Below are 24275 nucleotides of genomic sequence, written 5' to 3'. Positions count from 1 at the left end.
ATGAAAGTAAAATGTATCTTACCAATTCTTTTCGTTTTCTTTTTGTTTGTAAGTTGTACAGATGAAGATGATGATTTAGTTATTCCTACTACAAATCAATTAGAAATAAATAATTCAGCTATTTCAGGCAAATGGTATATGAAAGGCGGAACTATAAATGGTGGCGTTTTTGAGAATTATACTCATGATTGTCTAACAAACAGAGATTATCAAGACTTTCGTCAAAATGGAGAAATTGATTTTGTGGGATTTGATTCTTCATGTGCAAATACCGGAATTGAAACGGGACTTTGGAGTTTATCTGGAAATATTCTGACAGTAAACAATTTACCAGGAGCGCCAATTCCTCACTCTTATGTTTATGAAATTCTAAGTTTAACTTCTGAAGAATTAGTTCTAAAACAAACTTATAACGATCCAAGTGGTCAAGTTGTTGCCGTTTCTCTTAATTAATATTAATGTATTATTTATCCCTCCAAGAGTTCCAAACTCTTGGAGGGATTCTTTTTGTCGGTTATTTGTTTGTTTTAACTGTTTTTTTCTTTTTTCTTTGCGTGAATTTAATTAAAAAATAAAATGAAAAAAATTATTGCCTTATTTAGTGTTTTTACACTAGTATTATCATCTTGTTCTAAAGATGATGTTGTTTCAGAAGTACTAACATCTCCAGTTGTTTCCTACGTGTTACCAACTAAAATTATTGAAACTAATTCTACTGGACAAGTTTCTACCTCTCTTATTACGTACAATGGTAATAAGCTGGTTCAAATAATAACCGGAGAAGATAAATCGGTTTTTACCTATACTGGAGATTTTATTACTAAGGTTGAAGATTTTTCTTCAGGAAATAATATCGAAGGTAATACTATTTATACATATGAAAATAATAAGTTAAAAACACTAATTTCTACCGAATATAGTGCGACTACTACGTATAAAAATAAATATGTTTTTACTCATAATACAAATGGTACGGTTGATTTTTTAAAATATAATGTAAATGCTGCAAATGTAGAAACACTTAGCGGCTCTGGAAAATATACGTTTTTGAACGGGAATTTAGTAAAGGAAGAAGACGGTCTAATGGTTGCTGTTTACGAATATGATGCTAAAAACAATCCTAGGAAAAATATTTTAGGTTTTGATAAATTGTTAGATGATGAACAAGCATCTATTAACAATAAAACTAAAGTAACTAGAACTTATAATAGTGGCACACCTACAGTTCGTGTTTATCAGTTTGATTATAATGCAGTTGGTTATCCTACTGAAGAAAGAGAATTAAATTCTAGCGATGTAGTTGTTGGAAAAGTACAATATTTTTACTAAAATTTTCTCTGTTTATATATCAAACCCTCCAAGAGTTCCAAACTCTTGGAGGGTTTTTTTATTTGAATTACTTTTTATCAATCACCGCAGTGGCTTCTATCTCAATTAACCAATTTCTATTTCCTAAAATACTAACTCCAACTAAAGTACTTGCTGGATAGTTTTCAGAACCTAAAAACGCTTTTCGGACTTTTCTAAAAATCGGTAAATCTACTTCCGGATTGAAATTTACGATATAGGTATTCATTTTTACTACATCTTGAAAGCTAGAATTGCATTCTTTTAAAAGTGTTTCTAAGTTTTTAAATGTAGCAATAGTTTGAGATTCTAAATCATCTCCTTCACCAATTTGCCCTGAAATATGTAAGGTTTTAGTTTGTTCGGTTTCTATAAGTACGACTTGTGAAAAGCCTTCGTTGGGATGTAAATATTCTTTTTTAAACATAAATAAATACTTTTTTTAAACACAGATTGAAGAAATTTTTAAAATTATAATAATTTCTTTAATCCGTGTTTCTTTTTATATTAATAGATTTTATTTTCTTTCCCCAATTTGTTGGCGCCACATCGCGTAATACAACCCTTTTTCCACTAATAAATCTTCGTGTTTACCTTGTTCGATAATTTTTCCTTGTTCTAATACAAATATTTTATCAGCATGCATGATAGTTGACAATCGGTGAGCGATAAGAACTGTAATTCTGTTTTCATCCGAAATGTTTCTAATCGTACTATTAATTTCTTCTTCGGTTATCGAATCTAAAGCGGAAGTGGCTTCGTCAAAAATTAATAAATTCGGATTTCTTAAAATCGCTCTAGCGATAGATAAACGTTGTTTTTCACCACCCGAAATCTTTATTCCGCCTTCGCCAATTGTCGAATCTAAACCTTTTTCAGCTCGAGCTAATAAATTATCACAACTCGCTCTATGCAGTGCATTTAGAACTTCTTCGTCGGTTGCTTCTGGTTTTACGAATAATAAATTTTCTCTGATGGTTCCTGAAAAAAGTTGCGCATCTTGTGTTACGAAACCTAATTGTTGTCGCAATTCTAACATATCGATGGCTTTGGAATCAATTCCATTATATAAAACATGACCAACAGCAGGTTGATATAAACCAACTAATAATTTTACCAATGTTGTTTTTCCAGCGCCTGAAGGTCCAACAAAAGCAACCGTTTCTCCTTGTTTGATGTTGAAATTAATGTTTTCTACAGCAGGTTGTTTCGCTGATTTGTGCTGAAAACTCACATTAGAAAAAACTAAAGAACTAATTTTCCCGAAATGTTCTGGTGTTTCTGGTCGGTGTTCTGATTTCGCATTTAATAATTGTTCGAAATTTTCCATAGAAACTTTGGTTTCATTTTTCGCAATGATAAACGCACTTAATTCTTGTAGCGGATTGAAGATGAAGAAAGTGAAAAACACCATAGTTAATAAATCACCAACGACAATTTTTTCGCTAAATAAGAAATAATATAAAGCAAAAACCACACAAGTTCGCATAAAGTGAACCGTTGTGCCTTGAATGAAACTCAAACTTCTAATGAATTGAATTTTCTGAATTTCTAATTGTAGAATTTTATGGGTGTTCGAATTTAATCGACCTTCTTCCTGAGAAGTTAATCCTAAACTTTTTACTAATTCGATGTTACGTAAACTTTCTGTTGTGGAACCAGCTAATGAGTTGGTTTGCATAACAATTGTTCTTGAAACCGCTTTGATTTTCTTTCCTAAAAACGAACTTATAAACGCAATAATTGGAGCCGTAATTACAAATACGAAAGCAATTCTGTAATCAATTCTTGAAATGTAAACAATCACAAAAATGAATCCAATTATGGTTTGAAAAATTAAGGAAATAGAAAGTGTAATTAGTTTTTCAGAATCGGTTCTGGCTTTTTGTAATTTGCTTAACGTTTGTCCGCTACTTTGGTCTTCAAAATCAACATAAGGTAAATCTAACGATTTTTTAATTCCATCAGTATACATTTCTGCACCCGTTCTTTGAATGACAATATTGGTAAAATAATCTTGAAAGTTTTTAGTAATTCTCGAAATCATGGCGGCACCAAGCGAAAGTCCTAACCAAAAACCTACTGATTTGATAAAACCGATTTCGTTTCCTTTGTATTTTGCAATTCCTACACCGCAATCTTGCATTAATTTACCAGTAATAATAGAATCGGATAAACTAAAGCAAATATTGATTGTTGCCATCAATAAGGCAAAAAATAGGAGTAATTTGTGTTTTTTTAGATAGGCGTAAAGTAGTTTCATATGTTTAAATCTTATTTTTTATAGGTAACATATGTATCACTCTCTTAATTATTGGTATTTGCTTACGCAAATTTGTTGTTAATGGTGATATCATTTGAAAAATTTTATCGTGCAAAAATACGGAATAAAAAGTCTTACTGTAATTTTTAGTAACTATTTAACTTGTTTTTGTACTTTTGGATTAAGATTTCAAAAACGATGCACTTTCAAACACAAATACCTCTACAAAAATCCTATTTCCCAATAGATTATACTTCTAAAGTATTGTCATTAGGTTCTTGTTTTGCCGAAAATATGGCGGAGAAATTGGAGTATTTTAAATTTGAAAATGTGGTCAATCCGTTTGGAATTATTTTCAATCCCGTTTCTTTAGAAAAATTGATTCTTAGAAGTATTCACAAAAAATATTTCACAGAAAATGATGTTTTTTATCATAACGAAGCTTGGCATTGTTATGAAGTACATTCGGAACTTTCGAATCCAAATCAAGAAGAATTTCTTAGTAATTTAAATCGATTAATAGATTCCACAAATCAAGAACTTTCCAAATCAACACATGTAATAATTACACTAGGAACTTCTTGGGTTTACAGACATATTGAAAGTAATGAAATTGTAGCGAATTGTCATAAAGTACCTCAAAAACAATTTGTAAAAGAGTTACTTTCAATCGCTCAAATTGAAGCGAGTTTGCAAAATATAATTTCAGAAATTCAAACTATAAATCCGAATTGCAACTTTGTTTTTACGGTTTCGCCAGTTCGACATATTAAAGACGGTTTTGTAGAAAATACGTTGAGTAAAGCACATTTAATTTCAGCTTTGCATGCTTCTAACTTCCAATTTCCAACTTCGAATTATTTTCCGAGCTACGAAATTATGATGGATGAGTTGCGCGATTATCGTTTTTATGCCGAAGATATGTTGCATCCGAATCAAACAGCTATCGATTATATTTGGATAAAATTCTTTGAAAATTATGTTGATGAGAAGGAATTCGGTTTGATGAATCAAGTTTGCGAAATTCAACGCGCTTTGAAACATCGACCTTTTAATCCGAATTCGGAAAGTCATAAAAAGTTTTTAGAGAATTTGAATCAGAAAATAAATACCTTAGTCAATAAACATCCTAATATTCAATTTTAATTATGACATCAACTATACAAAAACCAAGTTTTTTCGGAATACTAACAGAATTTAGAAAATGGATTATTCTAATTTTAGTAGCATTAGTTTTGTTTTTTGGTTATAAGTATTTTTCTTCAAAAGGCGATACTTCTGTTGTAGAATATGATACGGCTTTAATTCAACAACAAATTAAAAATGTTGGTAAATTAGTGGTTACAGAAGGTCATTTTGCTGAAGTGATTACCTATAAAGATTCTAAAAAATATATGGGTGATTTGCTTTCTTTTGAGAAAAAAGCCATCGTAGTGATTAATGCTGATGTTACCGTAAGTTTCGATTTGAGTAAAATGAAATACGATATTGATTCGATAAATAAAATCATTACAGTTGTTGAAATTCCGAAAGAAGAAATCAAAATCGCACCAGATTTTAAATATTATAATACGGAATCGAGTACGTTCAATGAATTTACAGGTGAAGATTATAATAAAATCAATAAAATTGCTAGAGCGAATTTGTCTAAAAAGATTCAAGCTTCGAATTTAAAAACCAACGCGAAAAACAGATTGTTATCAGAATTAAATAGTTTATTTATTGTAACCAAAAATTTAGGTTGGACGATGAAATATAAAGATGAAGTCATAACTTCCGACAAAGAAGTGAAACAGAAGTTTTTAAACTAAAAAATGTCCCGAGTAAATCGGGACTTTTTATTATAACTTACTTTGTAAACTTTGCCAACCACCACCGTTCATTGCTTCGATGCCATTTTTCTTTAGAATCATTGCTGCAATTCCGCTTCTTCTTCCTGTTCTACAACATGCAATTACGGGTTTGTTTAATTTTTTAATATCGTTAATTTTTGATTCGATAACTTGTAAAGGAATGTTTTTGGAGTTTTTGATATGTCCGCCAGCAAATTCTTCATACGTTCTTACATCAATAATTACAGCGTTTTTTGCTGTAAATTCTGCAATTTGTTTGGATTTATCTCCAAAACCTAAAAAATCTAAAATTCCCATATTCGTTTGTTTTAAGCAAATATATGGGAATGATAGATTTTGTTTTGTAACAAATGTTACTATTAGATATTTGTAGCTTTTTCGAAAATTAATTCTAATCCACCATCAATTAAATGTGCCACTTCTGGACGATTGATTTTTACTTTCTCTAAATGATTTAATACTTTATCAATTAAGTCAGAATTATTTTCTTTCTTAGCTAATTCAGCAATTTCAACAGAAAGCAACCAGTCATTTTCGTGATGAGCAGTTACGGCTCCAAATGCTTCTTTTAAAGTAATTTCAGCTGGTTTTCCTTCTCTTAGATTTCTTATGTTTTTATATAAACTTTCTAATTCTTCTCTTTTCGCTGATTTTTTTTGTTTTATAGTATGACTTGAAGGTACGTGGCTAATCATATCAAAACTATTCACATCTGCTGGTCCTGAAAATGCTGAGGTAATTTTTTTACCAACAGCCATATCGTAAATCCCCCATTCAGGTGCAAATAATATCGTTTCACCGTGAGTTACGGTACAATTTTTGAATTTAATTAATAAAATTTCGCCTTGTAAATTTCTTGTTCCCGTTACAATTTCTCCAGAAACTTTAATGTTTCCTTCAAATTCTAAAGTAATTTGTTCACCTTCGTAAATGTCATAAGCGCGTAAATCTCTTGGCCCCATGTCTTCAATCGATAAATTGATACCTTTTAACTTACCAATTGGCGATCCAAAACCTTCTGCGTGCGCATCTGTTCCGTGACTCACTAATTCTTTTTCTCTATACGATAAAGCAGTTTGTCCAGTAGTTTGTATGTAAACTGGTTTCCCTTCGTTTTCAATAACATTGGTAAAAACTCCAGAAATTTGTAAACCCGTACTTAATTCTACAGTTCCTAAATTTTTGGAAGTAATTAATTTTTTAATTCCAGATAATCCGCCAGTTCTAAGAGCCATTTTATTAGCAAATTCTTCTAAAACAGAGCTTAATTGTGCAAAATCTGGTGTAACATAAAGTTGCGGTTGTGGTTTTGTAATATCGAAACTTTGGTCAGCAGCTGAAATATCGTAAGGAATTTTCTTTACGTTATCTGTCATGCACCAAGCGCTTTCTCCGATAGAAGATAACAAACCAGCACCATATATTTTTGGATTTTCAACAGTTCCAATTAAACCATATTCAACGGTCCACCAATGTAAATTTCTAATTTTTGACATCTCAGACAATTCGCCCATGTTGTTTTGTAAAAACTCTACTTGGTCTTCTGCGGCTTTAATTTCTGCTTCTGGCGTACCTTCTGCTTCTTTTACGATTGATAATAATCGAACGGCTTCATACAATTCGTAATCACGAGCTGACGAAATGGCTTTGCAACCAATTTCACCAAAACGACGTAAATATTCGGCATATTCTGGATTGGCGATAATAGGAGCGTGGCCCGCACCTTCGTGAATAATATCTGGAGCAGGTGTGTATTCAATATGTTCTAACTGACGAATATCACAAGCAATAACTAATACATTATACGCTTGAAATTCCATAAATGCACTTGGCGGAATGAATCCGTCTACAGCAACAGCAGCCCAACCAATTTCCTTTAAAATACGGTTCATACCATACATATTCGGGATATTGTCTATTTCTAAACCTGTTTTATCTAAACCTTCTAAATAAGAATTATGAGCAACTTTTGATAAGTAATCTACGTTTTTGCGCATTACATATCTCCAAACCGCTTGGTTTATAGGTGTATAATCGTTATAATCTTGAGGGATTATGAATTGTTTTAAATGTTTAGGTAACCTGTCAATCAATGGGTTACTTTCAAAATTTGATTCCATCTTTATGTTTTGTTGTTTGATGTAAAATTACGATAAATTTTATATCAAATTATGATTTTTATCATGCAAAATATAAATCCTGATAGGTTTAACAACTTATCAGGATTTATGTATTTCTATTGAATTAAATTTTATTTTACAATTGGTGGGTATTTTTCTAAAATTTTTGCCACAAATTCTGCAATTCTTTCCTCTTTTTTTTCGGAATTGGTTGTTAAATAGCCAGTTCCAATACCTTGCCAAACTAATTCTTTTGTTTTCGCATCAATAATATCTATATATAATGTTCCTTCTGGCGTGGTAGTAGTTCTGGTGTAACCCATTCCCCAACCTGGTCCCCAGCCAAAACCTCCTCCAAATCCCCAGCCCATGTTATTGTAAACATCAACACGTTCTCTTTCTTTAGTGAAAATACTAATTAGTACATCTGGATTTTCTGATTTTGAAAAACCTTTCGCAGGCATAGCGTCATCAATAGCGTATAAAATTCGTTTTTTGTCTAAATCTGAAATTTCAAGTTTATCAATACTGTTCTTACTATAGGCATACGTTTTATACGATGCGAAGTTTGCTTTTTTGTCATAATCAGTATTTACTGATACAGAAGCACAAGAGGTCAGGATAAAAAATCCTAAAATGGATAGTAGTTTTAGAGTCTTCATAATTTTATTATTAAGTTAATAAATTTTCATCTACTAAGTTTGGAAGGGTTACTTTCAATAAAGGTTGTACTTCCATGGCGCGTTTTATGGCGAAAATAGCTCCTTCATTTCTTGCCCAATTTCTTCTTGAAATTCCGTTATTCACATCCCAGAACAACATCATTTCCAAACGTTTAGATGCTTCTTTAGTTCCATCAAGAAGCATGCCAAAACCTCCGTTTATCACTTCGCCCCAGCCAACGCCACCGCCATTATGAATAGAAACCCATGTAGCACCACGGAAACTATCTCCAATTACGTTTTGAATGGCCATATCTGCTGTGAAACGAGAACCATCATAAATATTTGAAGTTTCTCTGTAAGGCGAATCGGTTCCTGATACATCATGATGATCGCGACCTAAAACTACCATGCCAATTTCTCCACGAGCAATCGCTTGGTTGAACGCTTCTGCAATTTTAATTCTTCCTTCGGCATCTGCATATAAAATACGAGCTTGAGAACCCACTACTAATTTATTTTCTTGTGCGCCTTTAATCCATTGGATGTTATCTGCCATTTGTTGTTGAATTTCAACTGGCGAATTTTTCATCATTTCTTCTAAAACATCACAAGCAATTTTATCTGTTTTCGCTAAATCTTCCGGATTTCCAGAAGCACAAACCCAACGGAAAGGTCCAAATCCATAATCGAAACACATCGGTCCCATAATGTCTTGCACATAACTTGGATATTTGAAATCGATATGATTTTCTGCCATAATATCTGCTCCAGCTCGAGAAGCTTCTAATAAAAAGGCGTTTCCGTAATCGAAGAAATACGTTCCTTTTGCAGTATGTTTATTAATTGCATCTGCATGACGACGTAATGTTTTTTGAACTTCTTCTTTAAACTTATCTGGATGGTTTGCCATCATTTCATTCGATTCTTCAAATGAAAAACCAGTAGGGTAGTAGCCACCAGCCCATGGATTATGTAATGAAGTTTGATCAGAACCCAAATCGATATGTAGATTTTCTTGGTCAAAACGTTCCCAAACATCTACAATATTTCCTAAATAAGCGATTGAAACTACTTCTTTGTTCTCTAAAGCTTTTCGAACTCTTGCGACTAAAAGTGTAATATCTTCTACAATTTCGTTAATCCAACCTTGAGAATGACGAATATGTGTAATTTTCGGGTTAACCTCGGCACAAACCGTAACACATCCTGCAATGTTTCCAGCTTTTGGTTGTGCGCCAGACATTCCACCTAATCCAGAAGTTACGAATAAACCTCCAGTTGGTGATTTTTTGATTTTTCTGAAGCCATTTAAAACTGTTATAGTTGTTCCGTGCACAATTCCTTGCGGACCAATGTACATATAACTTCCTGCCGTCATTTGACCGTATTGAGAAACACCTAAAGCATTCATTTTTTCCCAATCGTCTGGTTTAGAATAATTAGGGATAACCATTCCATTTGTTACCACTACTCTTGGTGCTTCTTTATGAGAAGGGAAAAGTCCCATTGGATGACCAGAATACATGGATAACGTTTGTTCGTCTGTCATTTCAGACAAATACTTCATCGTTAACAAATATTGCGCCCAGTTTTGAAAAACGGCACCGTTTCCACCATAAGTAATTAATTCCTGCGGATGTTGAGCTACAGCATAATCTAAATTATTTTGAATCATCAACATGATTGCTTTTGCTTGTTCTGAATTTCCTGGATAATCAGAAATTGGTCGCGCTTTCATTTCGTAATCTGGACGAAAACGGTACATGTAAATTCGACCATACGTTTCTAATTCCGCTTTAAATTCAGGAAGTAATTCCGCATGATGTGTCGCGTCAAAATAACGAAGTGCGTTTTTTAAGGCTAATTTTTTTTCATCTGCGGATAATATTTCTTTACGTTTTGGCGCGTGATTTATGGAAGTCTCGTAAGTTTTTGGCTGTGGTAAAACAGATGGAATACCTTGTTGTATTTGTTCTTTGAAAGTCATTTTTTTGTTTTTTAATTCGTTAGGTTTATGTTCTAAATTTCAGATAATTGAAACCTAGGGATAACGAATGTCAGACCTATGATAGGATTTGTGAATTTTGATTCGATATTTGAATAATTGAATGTCCATTTTTTATTTTTTGATGGTGCCAGTTTTTTTGTCAAATCCGTAAGGACAATGACGACAACCACTTTTACAGCAATAGCCACGTTTTAGATGGTATTTTTCGGTAAAACATTTGTATCCTTCAGGTGTGTAATAAAAATCTTCACCTTCTTTTAAATTATTTGGATTTATTTCATTGTTCATAAAGGCAAATTTAGCAACTTTGTATCAAATGATTGTAATAGTTTTTAAATATTTAACCCCAAAGTGGGTGAGAGGAATCACTTTATTTCCTTTTATTGTTTTATCTGAGAAATTAGATAGAAACGATGCTGTATTATTGAATCATGAAAAAATACATATCAGACAACAATTAGAAATGTTGGTGCTACCTTTTTTTGTTATTTATGTCACGGAATTTTTGTTTGGATACATAAAATATAAAAATTGGCATTTGGCTTATAAGAATATTTCGTTTGAACGAGAAGCTTATGAAAATGAAAAAGACCTTTGTTATTTAAAACAAAGGTCTTTTTGGAGATTTTTAAACTATTATTAGTAAATAATTTTTCTTACTTCTTCTGTATTATCTTCTAAAGTAACTTTTACGATCAACATACTATTTGTTCTGTTCAAATTAGTGATTTGATAATTTTTATCATTTACATTGTTTTTGTTAAGTAATAGTTTTCCTAAAGTATCAAAAATTACAACATCTTTTATTTTCAATTTACCAGATTCAACTGTTAATGCATTATTGTCGTAAACAGTTAATTGATTTGTAAGTTCTGTAATTTTATCAGATTTTGTATATCTTAAAACAAATCTATCTTTAATAGTACCTTTGTTACTCATAAATGAATAAGGTGCATCTTTTAAACTGAAAATTACATTTAATAATTTATCTTCTAAATAGATGTTTTGTTTGGTTTCTAAAAATAATCCATCTACAGAACTTAATGCAATTTTATACAATCCATCTTGAGGAATACTTACACCGATATTAACTTTGTCATTAACATCAAATGGAAGTTTTCTACCTTGAATTAACATTTGTTCCTCTTCAATTAATGAGAAGATATTGAATGATAATTTTTCATTTGAAAATGCATCAAATAATCTATCACTTTGATTAGTCGCATTTTCAACATATCCTAATAAAGATCTAATACTTGTTCCTGAAGGCGTAACTAAATCAAACCAAATTCTGTGTTTTTCTAATTCGTCAGCGCTTTTATCCTCATTAGAATTCTTGTAAAATACAGTATTATCATATGTATTACTTCTTAGTGTATTGTTGAAATTTAAATTTTCCGTTGTTGCAGCTGAAGTATGTAACATTGATATGAAGAATCCTTGTCCACCTGCGATTCTACCATTAAATGTACCTGCGCCACTAGATGCTCCTACAGAATTATAAGTGATATAATCGGTTGGTGTATAGTTATAAGCATAATCATTATAAAAAGGATCTGCTGTTGCGTTAGAAGGCAATGAGCCATGTGTCCAAATATTAACAAAACCTGCAATGTTTGTGTTCAATGTTAAGAAATTAACAGCGTGAATTGCAGAAGGGTATGGGTTTCCAACTAAATTCCAGTTATCATCATCTTTAGTTCCAGGAGTTGTAGAAACTCCTGTTGAGTAATTGGCTCCATTAAATGTACCTCTACTAATTGGAATTGTTATGTTTCCGTTATTAGGCACTCCAATAAATGTAGATGTATAATTAGCAAATGCAGAAAGTGAATAGGAATCAGGTGCTCTTACACAATATCCTTTGCCTTTAACCATAGTTTCGTTAGCTAACGCCCAATTTCCAAATTGATTCGTGTTTCCTGCAATAGTAGGTGTCCATTTATATTGATATCCTAAACTTGTTCCAGGAGAAACAGCGTTACTTGCGAAATTAGCTACTGGAGTTGACCAATAAACATAATCTTGACGTCTAATATTAGCATTTCTTTGATATTGAATGTTTCCTGTGTTAGGAACATTGTTTATTTGAACGATACTTGCGTCATCTTGAACAATAATTGTTCCTGTTGGATTTACATTAATAACATCAGTTATTTTTAAAGCATTTGTTGCTGTAATGTTTAAGATTGCATCTGTATTTACTGCTAAATTTAATCCTAAACCACTATAGTTAGTTCCTCCAATAATTGGGTCGTTTGCTACGTTAGGTATTACTACACAGTCTGCTGAAGTTGGAACTCCTGTAGGCGTCCAGTTGTTAGCGATATTCCAGTTAGTACTTACAGAACCATTCCAGACTTTTGCTCCATTGATGGTAACAGTAGTTTGATCCGTTTCTTTAATTGTTCTTCCGTCACATAAAGTGTATGTAATTTCTGCGGTGTAAGTTGTAGTTGAAGTAGGGCATACGTTTATTGTTTGTGTAGTTCCTACAACAGGTCCTGCAACTCCAGCCCCTTCATACCATTTAATTGATGCGATTGAAGTACCATTTGGTACAAAACGCCAAGCTTCATTAGTTGCTGTCCAGTTTGGATCAAGACCATTTCTTCCTGGAGGCACAGAAGCTAAAGTACCAGTTGCATTTTGAATACCTACGATTGCATTACCATCATTCCAAGTTCCAGCGCCAGCATTATCAAGCATTTTGTTATTAATATAAACTTCAATAATATTTGAATTTTCGTACAATACCATCATTCCTGTATATAAAATCGTATTGTCACTAAACATCGGTACATTTGACCAAGATGCTACTAAAGCTCTACATCCTGTTGGTAAAGTGATTAATTCCCAACCAACTTGTTTTAAAGTTCCTACACCTGGATTAATATCGTGAAAAACACCAAAAATTGAATTTTCTCTTAATACAGTATTTCCGCTAATTGGAATGTTGTTGTTAAAACTATATCCACTTGAATTTCCTGCTAAAGCAGTATTAAAACTTAATATTCCATTAGAACCAATTACACATTGAGTGTATGTATTTCCATAAAAACAAAAATTAAACGGTAGGTTTACAATTGGAGACCAAACGTCATCTGTATTAACACTCACCGGATTAGCTAATCCTGTAAAACTACGTGGAGGATTATATACTATAGGTTCAACTATATAGTCTGTTGTTTCTCCTAAATCTAAATAAGTAGCTTCTAAATCAACACAAGTTGACGCTGCGGTACAATTTACTGCTGCTGGATCTGCTCCACTTAAACCTAAGCCTCCTGATACAACATTAGGACATCCTGTTACAACAGTACTTACTGTCATTGTTGTAAAAACGCCATTTGAAGAAGTTGTGCTTTGACCACTATTTGTACAAGTAACAACTAAGTGCCAATATACAAGTCCACTTGCAGGAGCTACAGCACTATAATTAGCATATGAACTAGTTGCTACGCCAGCATTTGTCCATGGTCCACCAGCGTTTGTGCTATATTGCCATTGATATGTCATGTTTAAAGCTTGAGTATATCCTGAAGCAACAACACTATATGAAGAGCCTGACCATCCTGTATTAGGTGTAGTGGTTACAGTTCCTGCAGTTGGTGTTCCTGCACAAGCAGGAAAACAAACACCAGTATAAGATACAGATAGACTAAAACCTGAATAAATGGTAGTACTATCAGAATAAAATTGAACCGTTAAAGTTTGTCCAGCAGTTCCTGTATAGTTAATTGAACCTGTTCCTGTATAAGAAGCTAATAAAGTTCCTCCAGTTCCAGTTCAGTTATAAATTCTAATGTAATCAAGACTATTTTCTGTAATATAGTTTCCTGAAATGGTTATTGTTGATGCAAGTCCAGCTTCTAAAACTGTATATCCAGTTGAGCTATTTGCATAGTCTCCTGTACTTCCACCATTGTCGTATAAAACGATATTTGTACCACATGTTACTGTAGTGTTTCCAGTTGTTGGAATATTTTGAGTTGATACAGAGTTAAAAGTTCCATTTGTAGAAGTTCCACTTTGTCCACTACTAGTACAAGTAACTATTAAATGCCATAAAACAGTTGTACCTAATGCAGGAGCCGTTGCAGTAACGTTTGAATAAGTCGCAGAAGAAGCGCCTTGGTTTATCCATGGGCCACCACTACCAGTTGTGCTATATTGCCATTGAAATGTTAGTCCAGTTGCTCCAGTATATCCAGATGCAGAGACTGTGTATGTTGATCCTGGTGAAGCTGATCCTGGTGTTGCTACTGCAGTTCCTCCAGTTGGAGTTCCAGCGCAAACAGGGAAACAAGTTCCGCTATAGTTAACTGAAAGAGAAAAACCAGAGTATACAATTGAACTATCTGAAGTAAATTGAACGGTTAAAGTTTGTCCAGCTGTACCAGTATAGTTAATAGATCCAGTTCCAGAATAAGTGCCTAATAAAGTACCACCAGTTCCAGTTCCATTATAAATTTTTATGTAATCAGAACTTTCAGTAACATAGTTTCCCGAAATATTAATTGTTGCTCCTAATCCAGCCTCTAAAACTGTATATCCATTTGAGCTATTTGCATAATCTCCAGCGTTTCCACCATTATCAAATAATACGATATTTGTTCCACAAGTTACTGTGTTGTTTCCTGTTGTAGGTATATTTTGTGTTGAAACGGATGTAAATGCAGCTGTTACTGAATTTGCGCTTTGAGCACTTGCAGTACAAGTAACAACTAAACGCCAATGGGTTGTGATACCTAAAGCAGGTGCTGTTGCAGTATAATTAGAATAAGTTCCTGTAGCAGAACCCTGGTTTGTCCATGGTCCACCGCTACCAGTTGTACTATATTGCCATTGAAATGTTAGCCCAGTTGCATTTGTAAATCCAGAAGCTGAAACCGTATAAGATGATCCAGGACTTCCAGTTGCTGGTGAGACTGTTGTAGTTCCTGCAGTTGGAGCTCCTGAACATGCTGGAGACGCAATAACTCGAACAGTGTAATCTTCAGCTTCTCCATAATCAAATGCCCCACATGCTGGAGCAGGGTTGCTTAAATAAGCATTTCTTATACGCATTCTGTAATCTCCTGCAGCTTGACCTAACGGAATTGTTACACTACCTAAACTTGCTGGAGTACTAAGATATCCTGTAGAAAGTACATTTTCACCTGCATCATTAAAATCTGTATCATTATTCCAATCTACCCAAACATTATATCCGTAGGTACTTGTTGGATGCGTTGCGCTTAAAGAAAAATTAGCTCCAGGGAATTGACTTACAAATTGTGCAGAAAAATTTGAATATGCTGCAAATGCTGCTGAACTATTATTAAAATTAGCAACACCTCCTGTTGAGGTTACATTTGTTATATAATAGGATGTTGAAGCTGTATTTGTTGCTGCACAATAACTACCTGGTATTGTGTATGTTATTCTAATTTGACCGTTACCACCATTTCCACCATTATTGCTATTATTATTTCTATGACCACCAGCGCCGCCGCCGCCGATATTATTTCCGCTAGTTCCATCAAGATTTGAACCGCCATTTCCACCATTTCCACCGCCAACACCTGTGCCAATACCTCCATTTCTATTTGTTGTATCTCCTCCGTTACCAAGTGTGCTTGCACCGCCTCCGCCTCCTCCGCCTCCGAAGCTTGCGCCATTTCCATTTAATCCATTAGCTCCGTTTCCGCCTCTAAAAGCTCCACCATTTGAAAAAACACCTCCAGTTCCTCCAGTTCCTCCAGTTCCACTTGTATTTGTTGCAACTGAAGTTCCGATATTTCCTCCGTTTGCTGATGTTAATATTGTTCCTCCACAATTTGTAGCTGTTGAAAAACAACTTGATCCTCCGGCAGTTGCTGCAGTACCAGTTTGTAAACCTCCTGATCCGCCAGTACCAACTCTATAATAGTAGGTAGTTCCAGGAACCACGCTTATTGTGTTTGAGTAGGTGTATTCACCTCCACCTCCACCACCTGCAGCAGCATTGTTAGTAGCTCTTGCAAATCCACCTCCAGCACCAGCTCCCCAAGCTTCAATTTTTACCGAGGTAACACCAGCGGGGCAAACCCATGTTCCAGTTCCAGCTGTTGAGAATGTGTCAACAGTTTGCGAAAAAGTTGTAGTTGTAAAAATTAAAAAAAGAAAAAACAGTAATAAATTAAGTTTATTAGTAATGTGTTTTTTAAAATTGGTTAAAGTTTTGAGTCTCGGGTGGTTGACCTTGTTGTTCATTTTATAAGTAGTTTTGTGTTTTTTTTTTAGTTATTGTTTAATATTTAATTAAGAATTAATGTGTTAATTCCATATTGTGAAATTATTTTTTAAATTCGTTGAGCAATATATAAATTTTAAACAAATTCTATACGAAATGTTTAAAATATTCGATGCAAAACATTATTTGTCGATGAAACACATCATTATGCGTTAAATGACATAAAAAATTACTTAATTGTTAGGATATTGTGATTGTGGTTAAATTATATATATATATCATTAAAAAAAGACTGACAAATGAATATCCTCAAAAGTTAGACACTATTTGGGGTGTTTTTATGGAAAGAAAAGTTAAGTATGATTATACATTTAAACTTGAATGTGTAAAATTAGTTTTAGGAAAACACCATTCCTATCTCCTTCTAATTGTATGAAAATTTTCAAAGGATGTTTTTCTTCGATAAATAAGGATTTGGCTAAAATCTAATCAATATTAATATATACTTCTCCATTTACTAATTTTCCAATGCCGTAATCTTCAAATAATACTTCTGGTGCTTCAATTAATATTGATGTTAAAGCTACTCTTGGAGTAACTAAACCGTAATTAGTAGCAACGGTTGGGTTTAGATCTAAAGCACCTGCGGTTGTAGTAGTGCCGATTCCGACTTGTGCATTTGCGAACATGGTTAGCAAACACAGCAATAGGTAGTGTTTTTTTTAAAGAAAAGTTTTATTTTAAAAAAAAAGACCTCTACATAAAGTAAAGGCCTTTTTAAAATGAAGTGCGGTGTGTATTAGTAAATAACTTTTCTAACTTCTTCGGTATTGTCTTCTAGTGTTATTTTAACTATCAATAGACTATTTGTTCTGGTTAAACTGTTTATTTGATAATTAGTATTGTTTACATTGTTTTTTGTAAATAATTCTTTTCCTAATATATCAAAAATTTGAATGTTTTTAATTTTTGATTTTCCAGATTCTACAGTTAAAACATTATTGTCATAAACAGTTAGTTGATTTGTGATTTCATTAATTTCTATTTCTTTAGCGAATCTTAAAACAAATCTATCTTTTACTGTTCCTTTGTTGCTCATAAAAGAATATGGAGCATCTTTTAAATTGAATATCACATTTAATAACTTATCTTCTAGATAGATATTTTGATTGGTATCTAAAAATAAACCATCAATGGAACTTAATGCTATTTTGTATAATCCGTCTTGTGGAATACTAATACCGATTTTAACTTTGTCATTACTATCAAATGGAAGTTGTCTTCCTTGAATTAGCATTTTTTCATCTTTTACTAAAGAGAAAATATTAAATGATAATTTTTCATTTGATACTGCTTCGAATAATCTGTCTTTATCGTTAGTTGCATTTTCAACATATCCTAATAAAGATCTAACACTATTTCCATTAGGAGAAACTAAATCGAACCAAATTCTGTGTTTTTCTAAATTGTTGATATCTTTATTAGTGGAGTTTTTATAAAACCCGTCATTAGCATTTGTGTTACTTCTTAAACTGTTATTGAAAATTAAATTTTCAGTTGTTGCAGCTGTTCCATGAAGCATTGAAACAAAGAATCCTTGTCCAGCTGCTAAACTTCCATTAAAAGAACCTGCTCCAGGACCAGTTGATGGGCCTACTGCGTTAAAAGTTAAATAATCTGTAGGTGTATAATTGTATGCATAACTGTTATAAAATGGATCTGCAGTTGCATTCGATGGTAAAGTACCATGTGTCCAAATGTTTACAAAACCTGCAATATTTGTGTTTAAAGTCAAGAAATTAAGAGCGTTAATTGCTGATGGATATGGGTTTCCAACTAAATTCCAGTTGTCATCCTCATTTGTTCCAGGCGTTGTTGAAACTCCTGTTGAATAAGTTCCTCCATTCCAAATTCCTCTACTAATTGGTATAGTTATATTTCCATTATTTGGTACACCTAAAAATGTAGCAGTGAAATTAGTAAATGATGATAATGAGTAAGTATCTGGAGCTCTTAAACAGTATCCTTTTCCTAAAACCATTGTTTCATTAGCAAATGTCCAATTACCAAATTGATTTACACCACCTGTTGTAGGAAGCCATTTGTATTGATATCCTAAATTAGTTCCAGGTGATACGGCGCTATTAGCAAAACCTGCAACTGGAGATGACCAATAAACATAATCTTGTTTTCTAATGTTAACATTACGTTTCATTCTTATGTTACCAGTGTTTGCAACATTGTTAATTTGAATTAAACTAGCGCTGTTTTCTAAGTCTATTAATCCAGTAGCAGCTACGTTTATAGCTTCCGTTATAGTTAAGTCATTGTTTGGATATATATTTAATACTCCATTACTTTTAACTTCTAATGATTTTGCATAAGCATTAGAAGCAGCTGTATTTATTTCAGAAGGTCTGTTTGCGGAAGTAGCAATGTCTGGAACAATTACACAAGAATTTGTGTCAGGAATTCCGATTGGACTCCAGTTGTTTGCGTTATACCAATTGTTATCAACAGCTCCTTTCCAAATTTTTGATTTATTAAGTAGAGTAATGTTTTGGTTTGCTGTACATCCATTAGATAAAACAGCAGTTGCTGTAAAGGTATAACTTCCCATTTCTAATTGTGCTATTGTTGGCTTTACATAAACAGTAACAACAGGACTTCCTGTAACATATGGTACTGTTGCTGTTGGGTTCGAATAAACGTCAGGTAATGATGCTCCGCTCCAAACAAAAGCAGTGTTCAAAGGTAAATCTCCAAAAATTCTCACATCGTCTATAGCGACACCGTCAGGTAAATATCCAGTTACACTTCCTAGCGAGTGATGTCTAATTCTAACTCTTAAGTTAGTTTGGTTGATATAAGCATCTAAATTGTATGATAAATTCACAAATTTAGTTCCAATTCCTGAATCTGCAGTAAACGTTTGTAAAGGTGTCCATGCAGCTCCACCATTTGTAGATATGTCAATAGTAACAAATTCATCTGCATTATTTGTGTTGTCTGGGAAATAACGCGAATAGTAAAATTTCATGGTCATTGTTAAATTCAAATATGAAGTTGAATTTAATATTCCTGAAGTTATTGAATTTTCTACTAACTGATCTGGAGGTGTTCCAGAGTCAGATGTAGCTAATGCATACAGGTTAGGTGCTAAACCGCTTGAAATTGCTGGTTTCCATGATAATCCTACTGAAGGTACAAATGTACTAGGTCTGTTTGTCCATTTCGTATCGTTTTTAATTCCAATTGGTGTTGCGTCGGTATTTATGTTTGTAAAAGCGCCTAATCCACCGCTTTCAAATCTTTCGTATAATAGATCTGATAATTGTTTGTCTCCTCCAGCTGTTAAAGCAACAATAGCATTTTCACCACATACATCTGGTGATGATTGTGCAAAAGTTAATGTTGGAGTAGGGTTAACTCTCGCAACTACAGGAGTTCTTACAAATGATTCGCAAGTTCCATTCCAAGCTGTACAATAGAAAGTTGTATTTGCAACAATTGAAGGTGTTCCAAATGTACCGCCGCTTGTTGAGTTGCCTAAATATGTTCCTCCAGTAAGAGCGTCATACCATCTTATTTCAGTAGTACCAGCAGTTCCATTTGCAATTAAATCTACAACCCCAGAACCACAAACGCTTCCGTCAACTACTGAGGTAATGTTAGCATCACATCTTTGAATTACAGTAAATAAATAATCTTCGGCTTCACCATATTGTGTTGAAGCAAATGCTCCTACCATTCCTGTGTCAAATAGTTCACAGGCATTGAAATTTAATCCGAAATATTCGTCAGGATTGCCGTTCGCTCCATTACCATCGTTATAGAAACTGTTAAAAGTTCTAACTCTTATTCTGTAATCTCCTGGAACAGTTCCGCTAGGTATAATAAATCCAAATGTACTTGATATACCTGCGGCAGGTGGTCCATATACTTTTTCGCTGTTTTCAAATGTTCCATTTTTGTTCCAATCTACCCAAGCGTATAATTTAGCTCTTCCGCCAAAAGATTCAACAATTAGATTAACTCCTTCGCCTTGAGCTTGCTGAGCTTTTAAAGCTAAAATAGTAAAGTCTTGATAACCTGGTGTTACATCTGTAAAAGTACTTATGTTATTTGTTTCAACTAAAGTTCCAATAAAAGCAACTCTACTGATGTATTTGTCTTGATTTCTAACTGTATTTGTTACTGGAATACATGGAGCTGCTGGCGCACCAACAGTTGTGGCATTACCTGTTAAAACAGTTGCATTAGTGTTGTAAAGTGGTCCTCCAGAACATAAGGCATTCAATGAATATATGAAGAAATAATAGGTTGAGGTTGTATTTAAACCACTAGCTGTAAATGTCGTGTTCGTGTCAGTGTCAATTACAGTGTTTCCTACACCGATACTTGATCCAATTGCATATGTAGTTCCGTCAATAATTAATCCTGTTGGTGCAATATTTGTAGTATTCATTACTACTAAATAGTTTTGAGGTACTGGTGCTGCAGCTGTAAATGAACCATTAATTGAAGTAGCTCCAGGTGTTAATGCTAATACAGTAGGTTGTCCTGTAGGTTCAATACATGGAGGTGCTGCTAAAATTGTAACGCTATAGTCTTCTACTTCACCGTCAAATCCATTAGCACATGGAGTTGATACTGTTGTAAATCGAGAAGAAACTCTCATTCGAGTAACTCCAATTGCAGATGAAACTGGTATGGTGATTGCAAACGGGCAAGCTGAACTTAAACCGTTAGCGTTGTTTGTGACCGTTCCTAAGTCGTAACCTTCTCCAGCATCATCAAAATCGCCATCTCTGTTCCAATCAAACCAAACCATTTGAGCCATTGTGAAGGCGCCATCTGTATTAACTCTAACGCTAATGTTATGAGATTGCCCTTGAGTAACAGTTGTGTTTTGAGTTCCTGTGTAATCTGTATATGGAATAGTAGCAGTTGTTGCTGTTGTGTTATTAATAGTGTTAAATTGAACGTTTGTAATACCGTCTGGAAAATTCACATTTGGTACAGATGGACAATAAACTAATGAGATATTTAAAAAAGCTACTGTTGAATAAGTTGAAGTGCCACAATTATTTGTTGCTGAAACACGGTATTGATATCCATCCATGCCCATTGTAACCCCAGTGATGTTTAAAGTTGCAGTTGTTGCGTTACTATAAACTCCGCCGTTAGTAATAGTTGTCCATGCTCCACCAGCATTGGTGCTAACTTGCCATGTATAACTGGTTGGAGTATTTGATGCCGCAACAGTGAAAGAAGTGTTTGATCCAGCTGCAACACTCACACTTGTTGGAGAAGTTGTTATGGTTGGTGTTGTTATTATTGTTAAAGTAGTTGATACGCTACATCCTGAAACCGTATATACAACTGTAACGTTTCCTGAAGTAACTCCAGTTGCTATGCCAGTTGCTGCTCCAATTGTTGCAGAACCTGTGCCGTTAGTGATAGACCAAGTTCCGCCTCCAGTTGCATTCGTAAATGCGGGTGTAGTTCCACTTGTACAAACTGTTGCTGCTCCACCGGCAATTGCTGCAGGTGTTGGGTTTATTGTAACGTTAAATGTTGCTGGTGTACACGTGCCAATTGTGTAATTCACAGTTACTGTACCAACTGAAGTTCCTGTTAAAACTCCGCCTCCAGTTATGGTTGCAGTACCTGTTCCGTTTACTACAGACCAAGTTCCGCCTCCGTTTGGATTAGTAAATGACGGAGTTGAAGCTCCGTTGCAAACGGTTGCTGATCCACCCGCAATAGCGCCTGGAGTTTGTTGTATAGTTATAGTTCCAGATGTTACAAAACATCCAGTTGGTAATGTGTATCTTACTGTAACGGATCCTGCAGTAGTGCCAGTTAAAACACCTCCAGGTGAAGTTATACTTGCTGTTCCTGTTCCAGTTATTACAGACCATGTTCCACCAGTCGTAGCGCTTGTGAATGCAGGTGTAGAAGCACCTGTACAAACCGTTGCTGATCCGCCAGCAATTGCTGCTGGTAAAGGGTTTACAGTGAAAGTAGCTGCTGATGTTGCAGAGCCATTTGGATTTGTTACTTGAACAGTTCCAGTAGTACCAGCTCCAACGGTTACTGTTATACTCGTTGCCGTGTTTGCTGTAATAGTTGCTGCTGTTCCTCCAATAGTAACAGCACTTGCTGCTGTTAAATTAGTTCCCGTGATTACTAAAGACGAACCAACACAACCGCTTGCCGCACCTAAACTTGTTATGATAGGAGGCGGTGGCGGTGTCCAAGTAAATGTTCTACCACTATTTGGATATGCATTACTTCTAGTTCTACATGCAGAATTATTTGCTGCTCCGGCAGTTGTTGCTGAATCCCAAACAACACTACTTGTTAAACTTCTATTGTTAAAGTCGGCATTGCTTGCGCCTCTCAATCCAACTTCCACTGAGTAAATTGTAGTGGTTGAAGGAGTGCATGCTCCATAAACAACATTGATAATATTTGTAGTTTCATTTAGTCTTATCTGAAAATTAAAATCACCTCCAATTGCGCCGCCACTATATCTTCTTGCATTATTCCATTGTGCAATAAAAGTCCTGTTTGGCGCAGTACCAGTTGTTGTGTACGTTATGGTAGATGCATTTGAAATTAAATCAAAACCTACGGCGCTAATGGCTCCTGAATATCCAGTACCTGAAGAAATAGGGGTATATACTGTTGTTCCAGCTATGGTACCTCCAAAAGTTAAAAAACCATTAGTTGCAATAGAACAAGTTGTGTAACTTGTGCCATTAAATAAAAATGAGAATCCAAGAGGAATAGTATTCGCTGAGACTGCATCATCCCAACCGGAAGCATGAACAGTTGTTCCTGTGGCTGAGGAGTAAGTTCCAGCAGATTCAGAAAAGGTGTAATTTGCTACCTGCCCAAAAACATCAGTAAATCCTAGTAAAGTAAAAAGGCATGCTAATAAGAAATTAGTTTTACTTTTTGAAAAAGTAAGTTTTTCTGCTTTAGTAATCGCAAGAGGGCGAATTACTGGATGGTAATTGTATTTCATAAACGGGGGGATTTATTTTTTTTCTATTGTAATTTCATAATGTATATCAAGACAATTGTATTGATATATTAACTAAAAACATATTATTTGAAATTTATTATAAATGCTTTTTAAACTAATGAACGAATAACTAATCAATACGTTTTGGTTTTTAAATCAATATTAATCAATGAGTTAATGATTGTTAATAAACTCAGAGTTAATTATTTTTTTTCATATTTTGTTGAAAAATTATCATAAAATGAAAAACACCATATTGTAGATTAGCTTGTCAGAATTTTTCTTAAAGTTTATGTTTTAAAATTTAGTTTAAATGATAACGAATCATTAAAAACAAATTGTTTTTTGTTGTAAGAGTACTTTTTTATCATAAGCATTTATATGTTTTTTTAAACTATTAAACTTTGTCTAATAATGGAAAATAAACAATAAATTTGTTAAAATTCGTTATTATTAGAAAAGCAAATATATGTTATAATAGATAAAATGCAAATTTTTTCGATAAAATAAATGAATTTTCACATTTTTGTTTTAAAAACACGTTTTTTAAACATTTTTTGTTTTGTTGCGTTATTTTTTTGTAAAATTGTAAAACAAGTGGTGTTTTAAAACCAATATTCTTTTTTAATCGTATGTATGAATTATAGTCTTAAAAGTAAAAAGTTAAATTTATTTTCGAAATTCTTTTAATGTGTGGTTTATTCCGTTTTAAGTATTTGGTATGTAGGTAATTTTGATTGCATTAAGCAATTGTTTTATTTGC

Annotated in this window: 16 protein-coding genes; 5 read left to right on the top strand and 11 right to left on the bottom strand. The window is 33.7% G+C overall.

Going from position 1 to position 24275, the window contains the following annotated elements; translation table 11 throughout:
- Positions 1-453 (top strand): lipocalin-like domain-containing protein, encoded by a 453-nt coding sequence (locus UEQ13_RS07710; protein WP_329805766.1) that lies wholly within the window; start codon positions 1-3, stop codon positions 451-453.
- Between the two features lie 123 nt (positions 454-576).
- Entirely contained in the window at positions 577-1329 is a 753-nt protein-coding gene (locus UEQ13_RS07705) for a hypothetical protein (protein ID WP_329805765.1), read from the top strand.
- Between the two features lie 67 nt (positions 1330-1396).
- Here the strand turns inward: UEQ13_RS07705 and UEQ13_RS07700 are convergent, their stop codons facing one another.
- Positions 1397-1774: a RidA family protein gene (locus tag UEQ13_RS07700; protein ID WP_329805764.1), complete on the bottom strand. Its 378-nt coding sequence runs from the start codon at positions 1772-1774 to the stop codon at positions 1397-1399.
- A gap of 90 nt (positions 1775-1864) precedes the next feature.
- Positions 1865-3610 (bottom strand): ABC transporter ATP-binding protein, encoded by a 1746-nt coding sequence (locus UEQ13_RS07695; protein ID WP_329805763.1) that lies wholly within the window; start codon positions 3608-3610, stop codon positions 1865-1867.
- Between the two features lie 198 nt (positions 3611-3808).
- Between UEQ13_RS07695 and UEQ13_RS07690 the strand changes: the two genes are divergently transcribed.
- Positions 3809-4756, top strand: coding sequence for a GSCFA domain-containing protein (locus UEQ13_RS07690; protein WP_329805762.1), 948 nt, complete (start codon positions 3809-3811; stop codon positions 4754-4756).
- 2 nt (positions 4757-4758) lie between these two features.
- The gene (locus UEQ13_RS07685; RefSeq protein ID WP_329805761.1) at positions 4759-5421 is read left to right on the top strand and encodes a DUF4230 domain-containing protein; all 663 of its coding nucleotides are present in this window, start codon (positions 4759-4761) and stop codon (positions 5419-5421) included.
- A 30-nt stretch (positions 5422-5451) separates the two neighbouring features.
- On the opposite strand, the gene UEQ13_RS07680 is transcribed toward UEQ13_RS07685, so the two are convergent.
- The 5 genes from UEQ13_RS07680 to UEQ13_RS07660 form a co-directional block, all read right to left on the bottom strand.
- Positions 5452-5760 (bottom strand): rhodanese-like domain-containing protein, encoded by a 309-nt coding sequence (locus UEQ13_RS07680; RefSeq protein ID WP_329805760.1) that lies wholly within the window; start codon positions 5758-5760, stop codon positions 5452-5454.
- Positions 5761-5822: 62 nt separating this feature from the next.
- Complete coding sequence (locus tag UEQ13_RS07675) at positions 5823-7583, bottom strand: aromatic amino acid hydroxylase (RefSeq protein WP_329805759.1); 1761 nt, start codon at positions 7581-7583, stop codon at positions 5823-5825.
- A gap of 131 nt (positions 7584-7714) precedes the next feature.
- On the bottom strand, positions 7715-8245 hold the full coding sequence (locus UEQ13_RS07670; RefSeq protein ID WP_329805758.1) for a DUF4136 domain-containing protein: 531 nt from the start codon (positions 8243-8245) through the stop codon (positions 7715-7717).
- Positions 8246-8255: 10 nt separating this feature from the next.
- Positions 8256-10235, bottom strand: a complete 1980-nt coding sequence (locus UEQ13_RS07665; protein ID WP_329805757.1) for a urocanate hydratase — start codon at positions 10233-10235, stop codon at positions 8256-8258.
- 132 nt (positions 10236-10367) lie between these two features.
- On the bottom strand, positions 10368-10544 hold the full coding sequence (locus tag UEQ13_RS07660) for a DUF5522 domain-containing protein (RefSeq protein WP_329805756.1): 177 nt from the start codon (positions 10542-10544) through the stop codon (positions 10368-10370).
- Between the two features lie 28 nt (positions 10545-10572).
- Here UEQ13_RS07660 and UEQ13_RS07655 point away from each other — a divergent pair, with 28 nt between their 5' ends.
- A complete protein-coding gene (locus UEQ13_RS07655; RefSeq protein ID WP_329805755.1) occupies positions 10573-10899 on the top strand; it encodes a hypothetical protein in 327 nt (108 codons plus the stop codon).
- Here the strand turns inward: UEQ13_RS07655 and UEQ13_RS07650 are convergent.
- The 4 genes from UEQ13_RS07650 to UEQ13_RS07635 all read right to left on the bottom strand — a co-directional run bounded on the left by UEQ13_RS07650 (position 10896) and on the right by UEQ13_RS07635 (position 23512).
- Complete coding sequence (locus UEQ13_RS07650; RefSeq protein WP_329805754.1) at positions 10896-13775, bottom strand: T9SS sorting signal type C domain-containing protein; 2880 nt, start codon at positions 13773-13775, stop codon at positions 10896-10898. The genes UEQ13_RS07655 and UEQ13_RS07650 overlap by 4 nt on opposite strands.
- Before the next feature lie 270 nt (positions 13776-14045).
- Complete coding sequence (locus UEQ13_RS07645; RefSeq protein ID WP_329805753.1) at positions 14046-16493, bottom strand: GEVED domain-containing protein; 2448 nt, start codon at positions 16491-16493, stop codon at positions 14046-14048.
- Between the two features lie 465 nt (positions 16494-16958).
- Positions 16959-17162, bottom strand: coding sequence for a hypothetical protein (locus tag UEQ13_RS07640; RefSeq protein WP_329805752.1), 204 nt, complete (start codon positions 17160-17162; stop codon positions 16959-16961).
- A 110-nt stretch (positions 17163-17272) separates the two neighbouring features.
- Complete coding sequence (locus UEQ13_RS07635; RefSeq protein ID WP_329805751.1) at positions 17273-23512, bottom strand: GEVED domain-containing protein; 6240 nt, start codon at positions 23510-23512, stop codon at positions 17273-17275.
- Positions 23513-24275: the final 763 nt, after the last annotated feature.

It is taken from the genome of Flavobacterium facile (genome assembly GCF_036321945.1).
GTDB classification, from domain to species: domain Bacteria; phylum Bacteroidota; class Bacteroidia; order Flavobacteriales; family Flavobacteriaceae; genus Flavobacterium; species Flavobacterium facile.
This window is presented reverse-complemented; position numbering and strand designations above follow the sequence as displayed.

What these genes read in the sequence shown, in the direction of transcription:
- UEQ13_RS07710 (WP_329805766.1), top strand. Translation starts at nt 1, where the DNA reads ATGAAAGTAAAATGTATCTTACCAATTCTTTTCGTTTTCTTTTTGTTT.
- UEQ13_RS07705 (WP_329805765.1), top strand. Translation starts at nt 577, where the DNA reads ATGAAAAAAATTATTGCCTTATTTAGTGTTTTTACACTAGTATTATCA.
- UEQ13_RS07700 (WP_329805764.1), bottom strand. Translation starts at nt 1,774, where the DNA reads ATGTTTAAAAAAGAATATTTACATCCCAACGAAGGCTTTTCACAAGTC.
- UEQ13_RS07695 (WP_329805763.1), bottom strand. Translation starts at nt 3,610, where the DNA reads ATGAAACTACTTTACGCCTATCTAAAAAAACACAAATTACTCCTATTT.
- UEQ13_RS07690 (WP_329805762.1), top strand. Translation starts at nt 3,809, where the DNA reads ATGCACTTTCAAACACAAATACCTCTACAAAAATCCTATTTCCCAATA.
- UEQ13_RS07685 (WP_329805761.1), top strand. Translation starts at nt 4,759, where the DNA reads ATGACATCAACTATACAAAAACCAAGTTTTTTCGGAATACTAACAGAA.
- UEQ13_RS07680 (WP_329805760.1), bottom strand. Translation starts at nt 5,760, where the DNA reads ATGGGAATTTTAGATTTTTTAGGTTTTGGAGATAAATCCAAACAAATT.
- UEQ13_RS07675 (WP_329805759.1), bottom strand. Translation starts at nt 7,583, where the DNA reads ATGGAATCAAATTTTGAAAGTAACCCATTGATTGACAGGTTACCTAAA.
- UEQ13_RS07670 (WP_329805758.1), bottom strand. Translation starts at nt 8,245, where the DNA reads ATGAAGACTCTAAAACTACTATCCATTTTAGGATTTTTTATCCTGACC.
- UEQ13_RS07665 (WP_329805757.1), bottom strand. Translation starts at nt 10,235, where the DNA reads ATGACTTTCAAAGAACAAATACAACAAGGTATTCCATCTGTTTTACCA.
- UEQ13_RS07660 (WP_329805756.1), bottom strand. Translation starts at nt 10,544, where the DNA reads ATGAACAATGAAATAAATCCAAATAATTTAAAAGAAGGTGAAGATTTT.
- UEQ13_RS07655 (WP_329805755.1), top strand. Translation starts at nt 10,573, where the DNA reads ATGATTGTAATAGTTTTTAAATATTTAACCCCAAAGTGGGTGAGAGGA.
- UEQ13_RS07650 (WP_329805754.1), bottom strand. Translation starts at nt 13,775, where the DNA reads ATGACATATCAATGGCAATATAGCACAAACGCTGGTGGACCATGGACA.
- UEQ13_RS07645 (WP_329805753.1), bottom strand. Translation starts at nt 16,493, where the DNA reads ATGAACAACAAGGTCAACCACCCGAGACTCAAAACTTTAACCAATTTT.
- UEQ13_RS07640 (WP_329805752.1), bottom strand. Translation starts at nt 17,162, where the DNA reads ATGTTCGCAAATGCACAAGTCGGAATCGGCACTACTACAACCGCAGGT.
- UEQ13_RS07635 (WP_329805751.1), bottom strand. Translation starts at nt 23,512, where the DNA reads ATGAAATACAATTACCATCCAGTAATTCGCCCTCTTGCGATTACTAAA.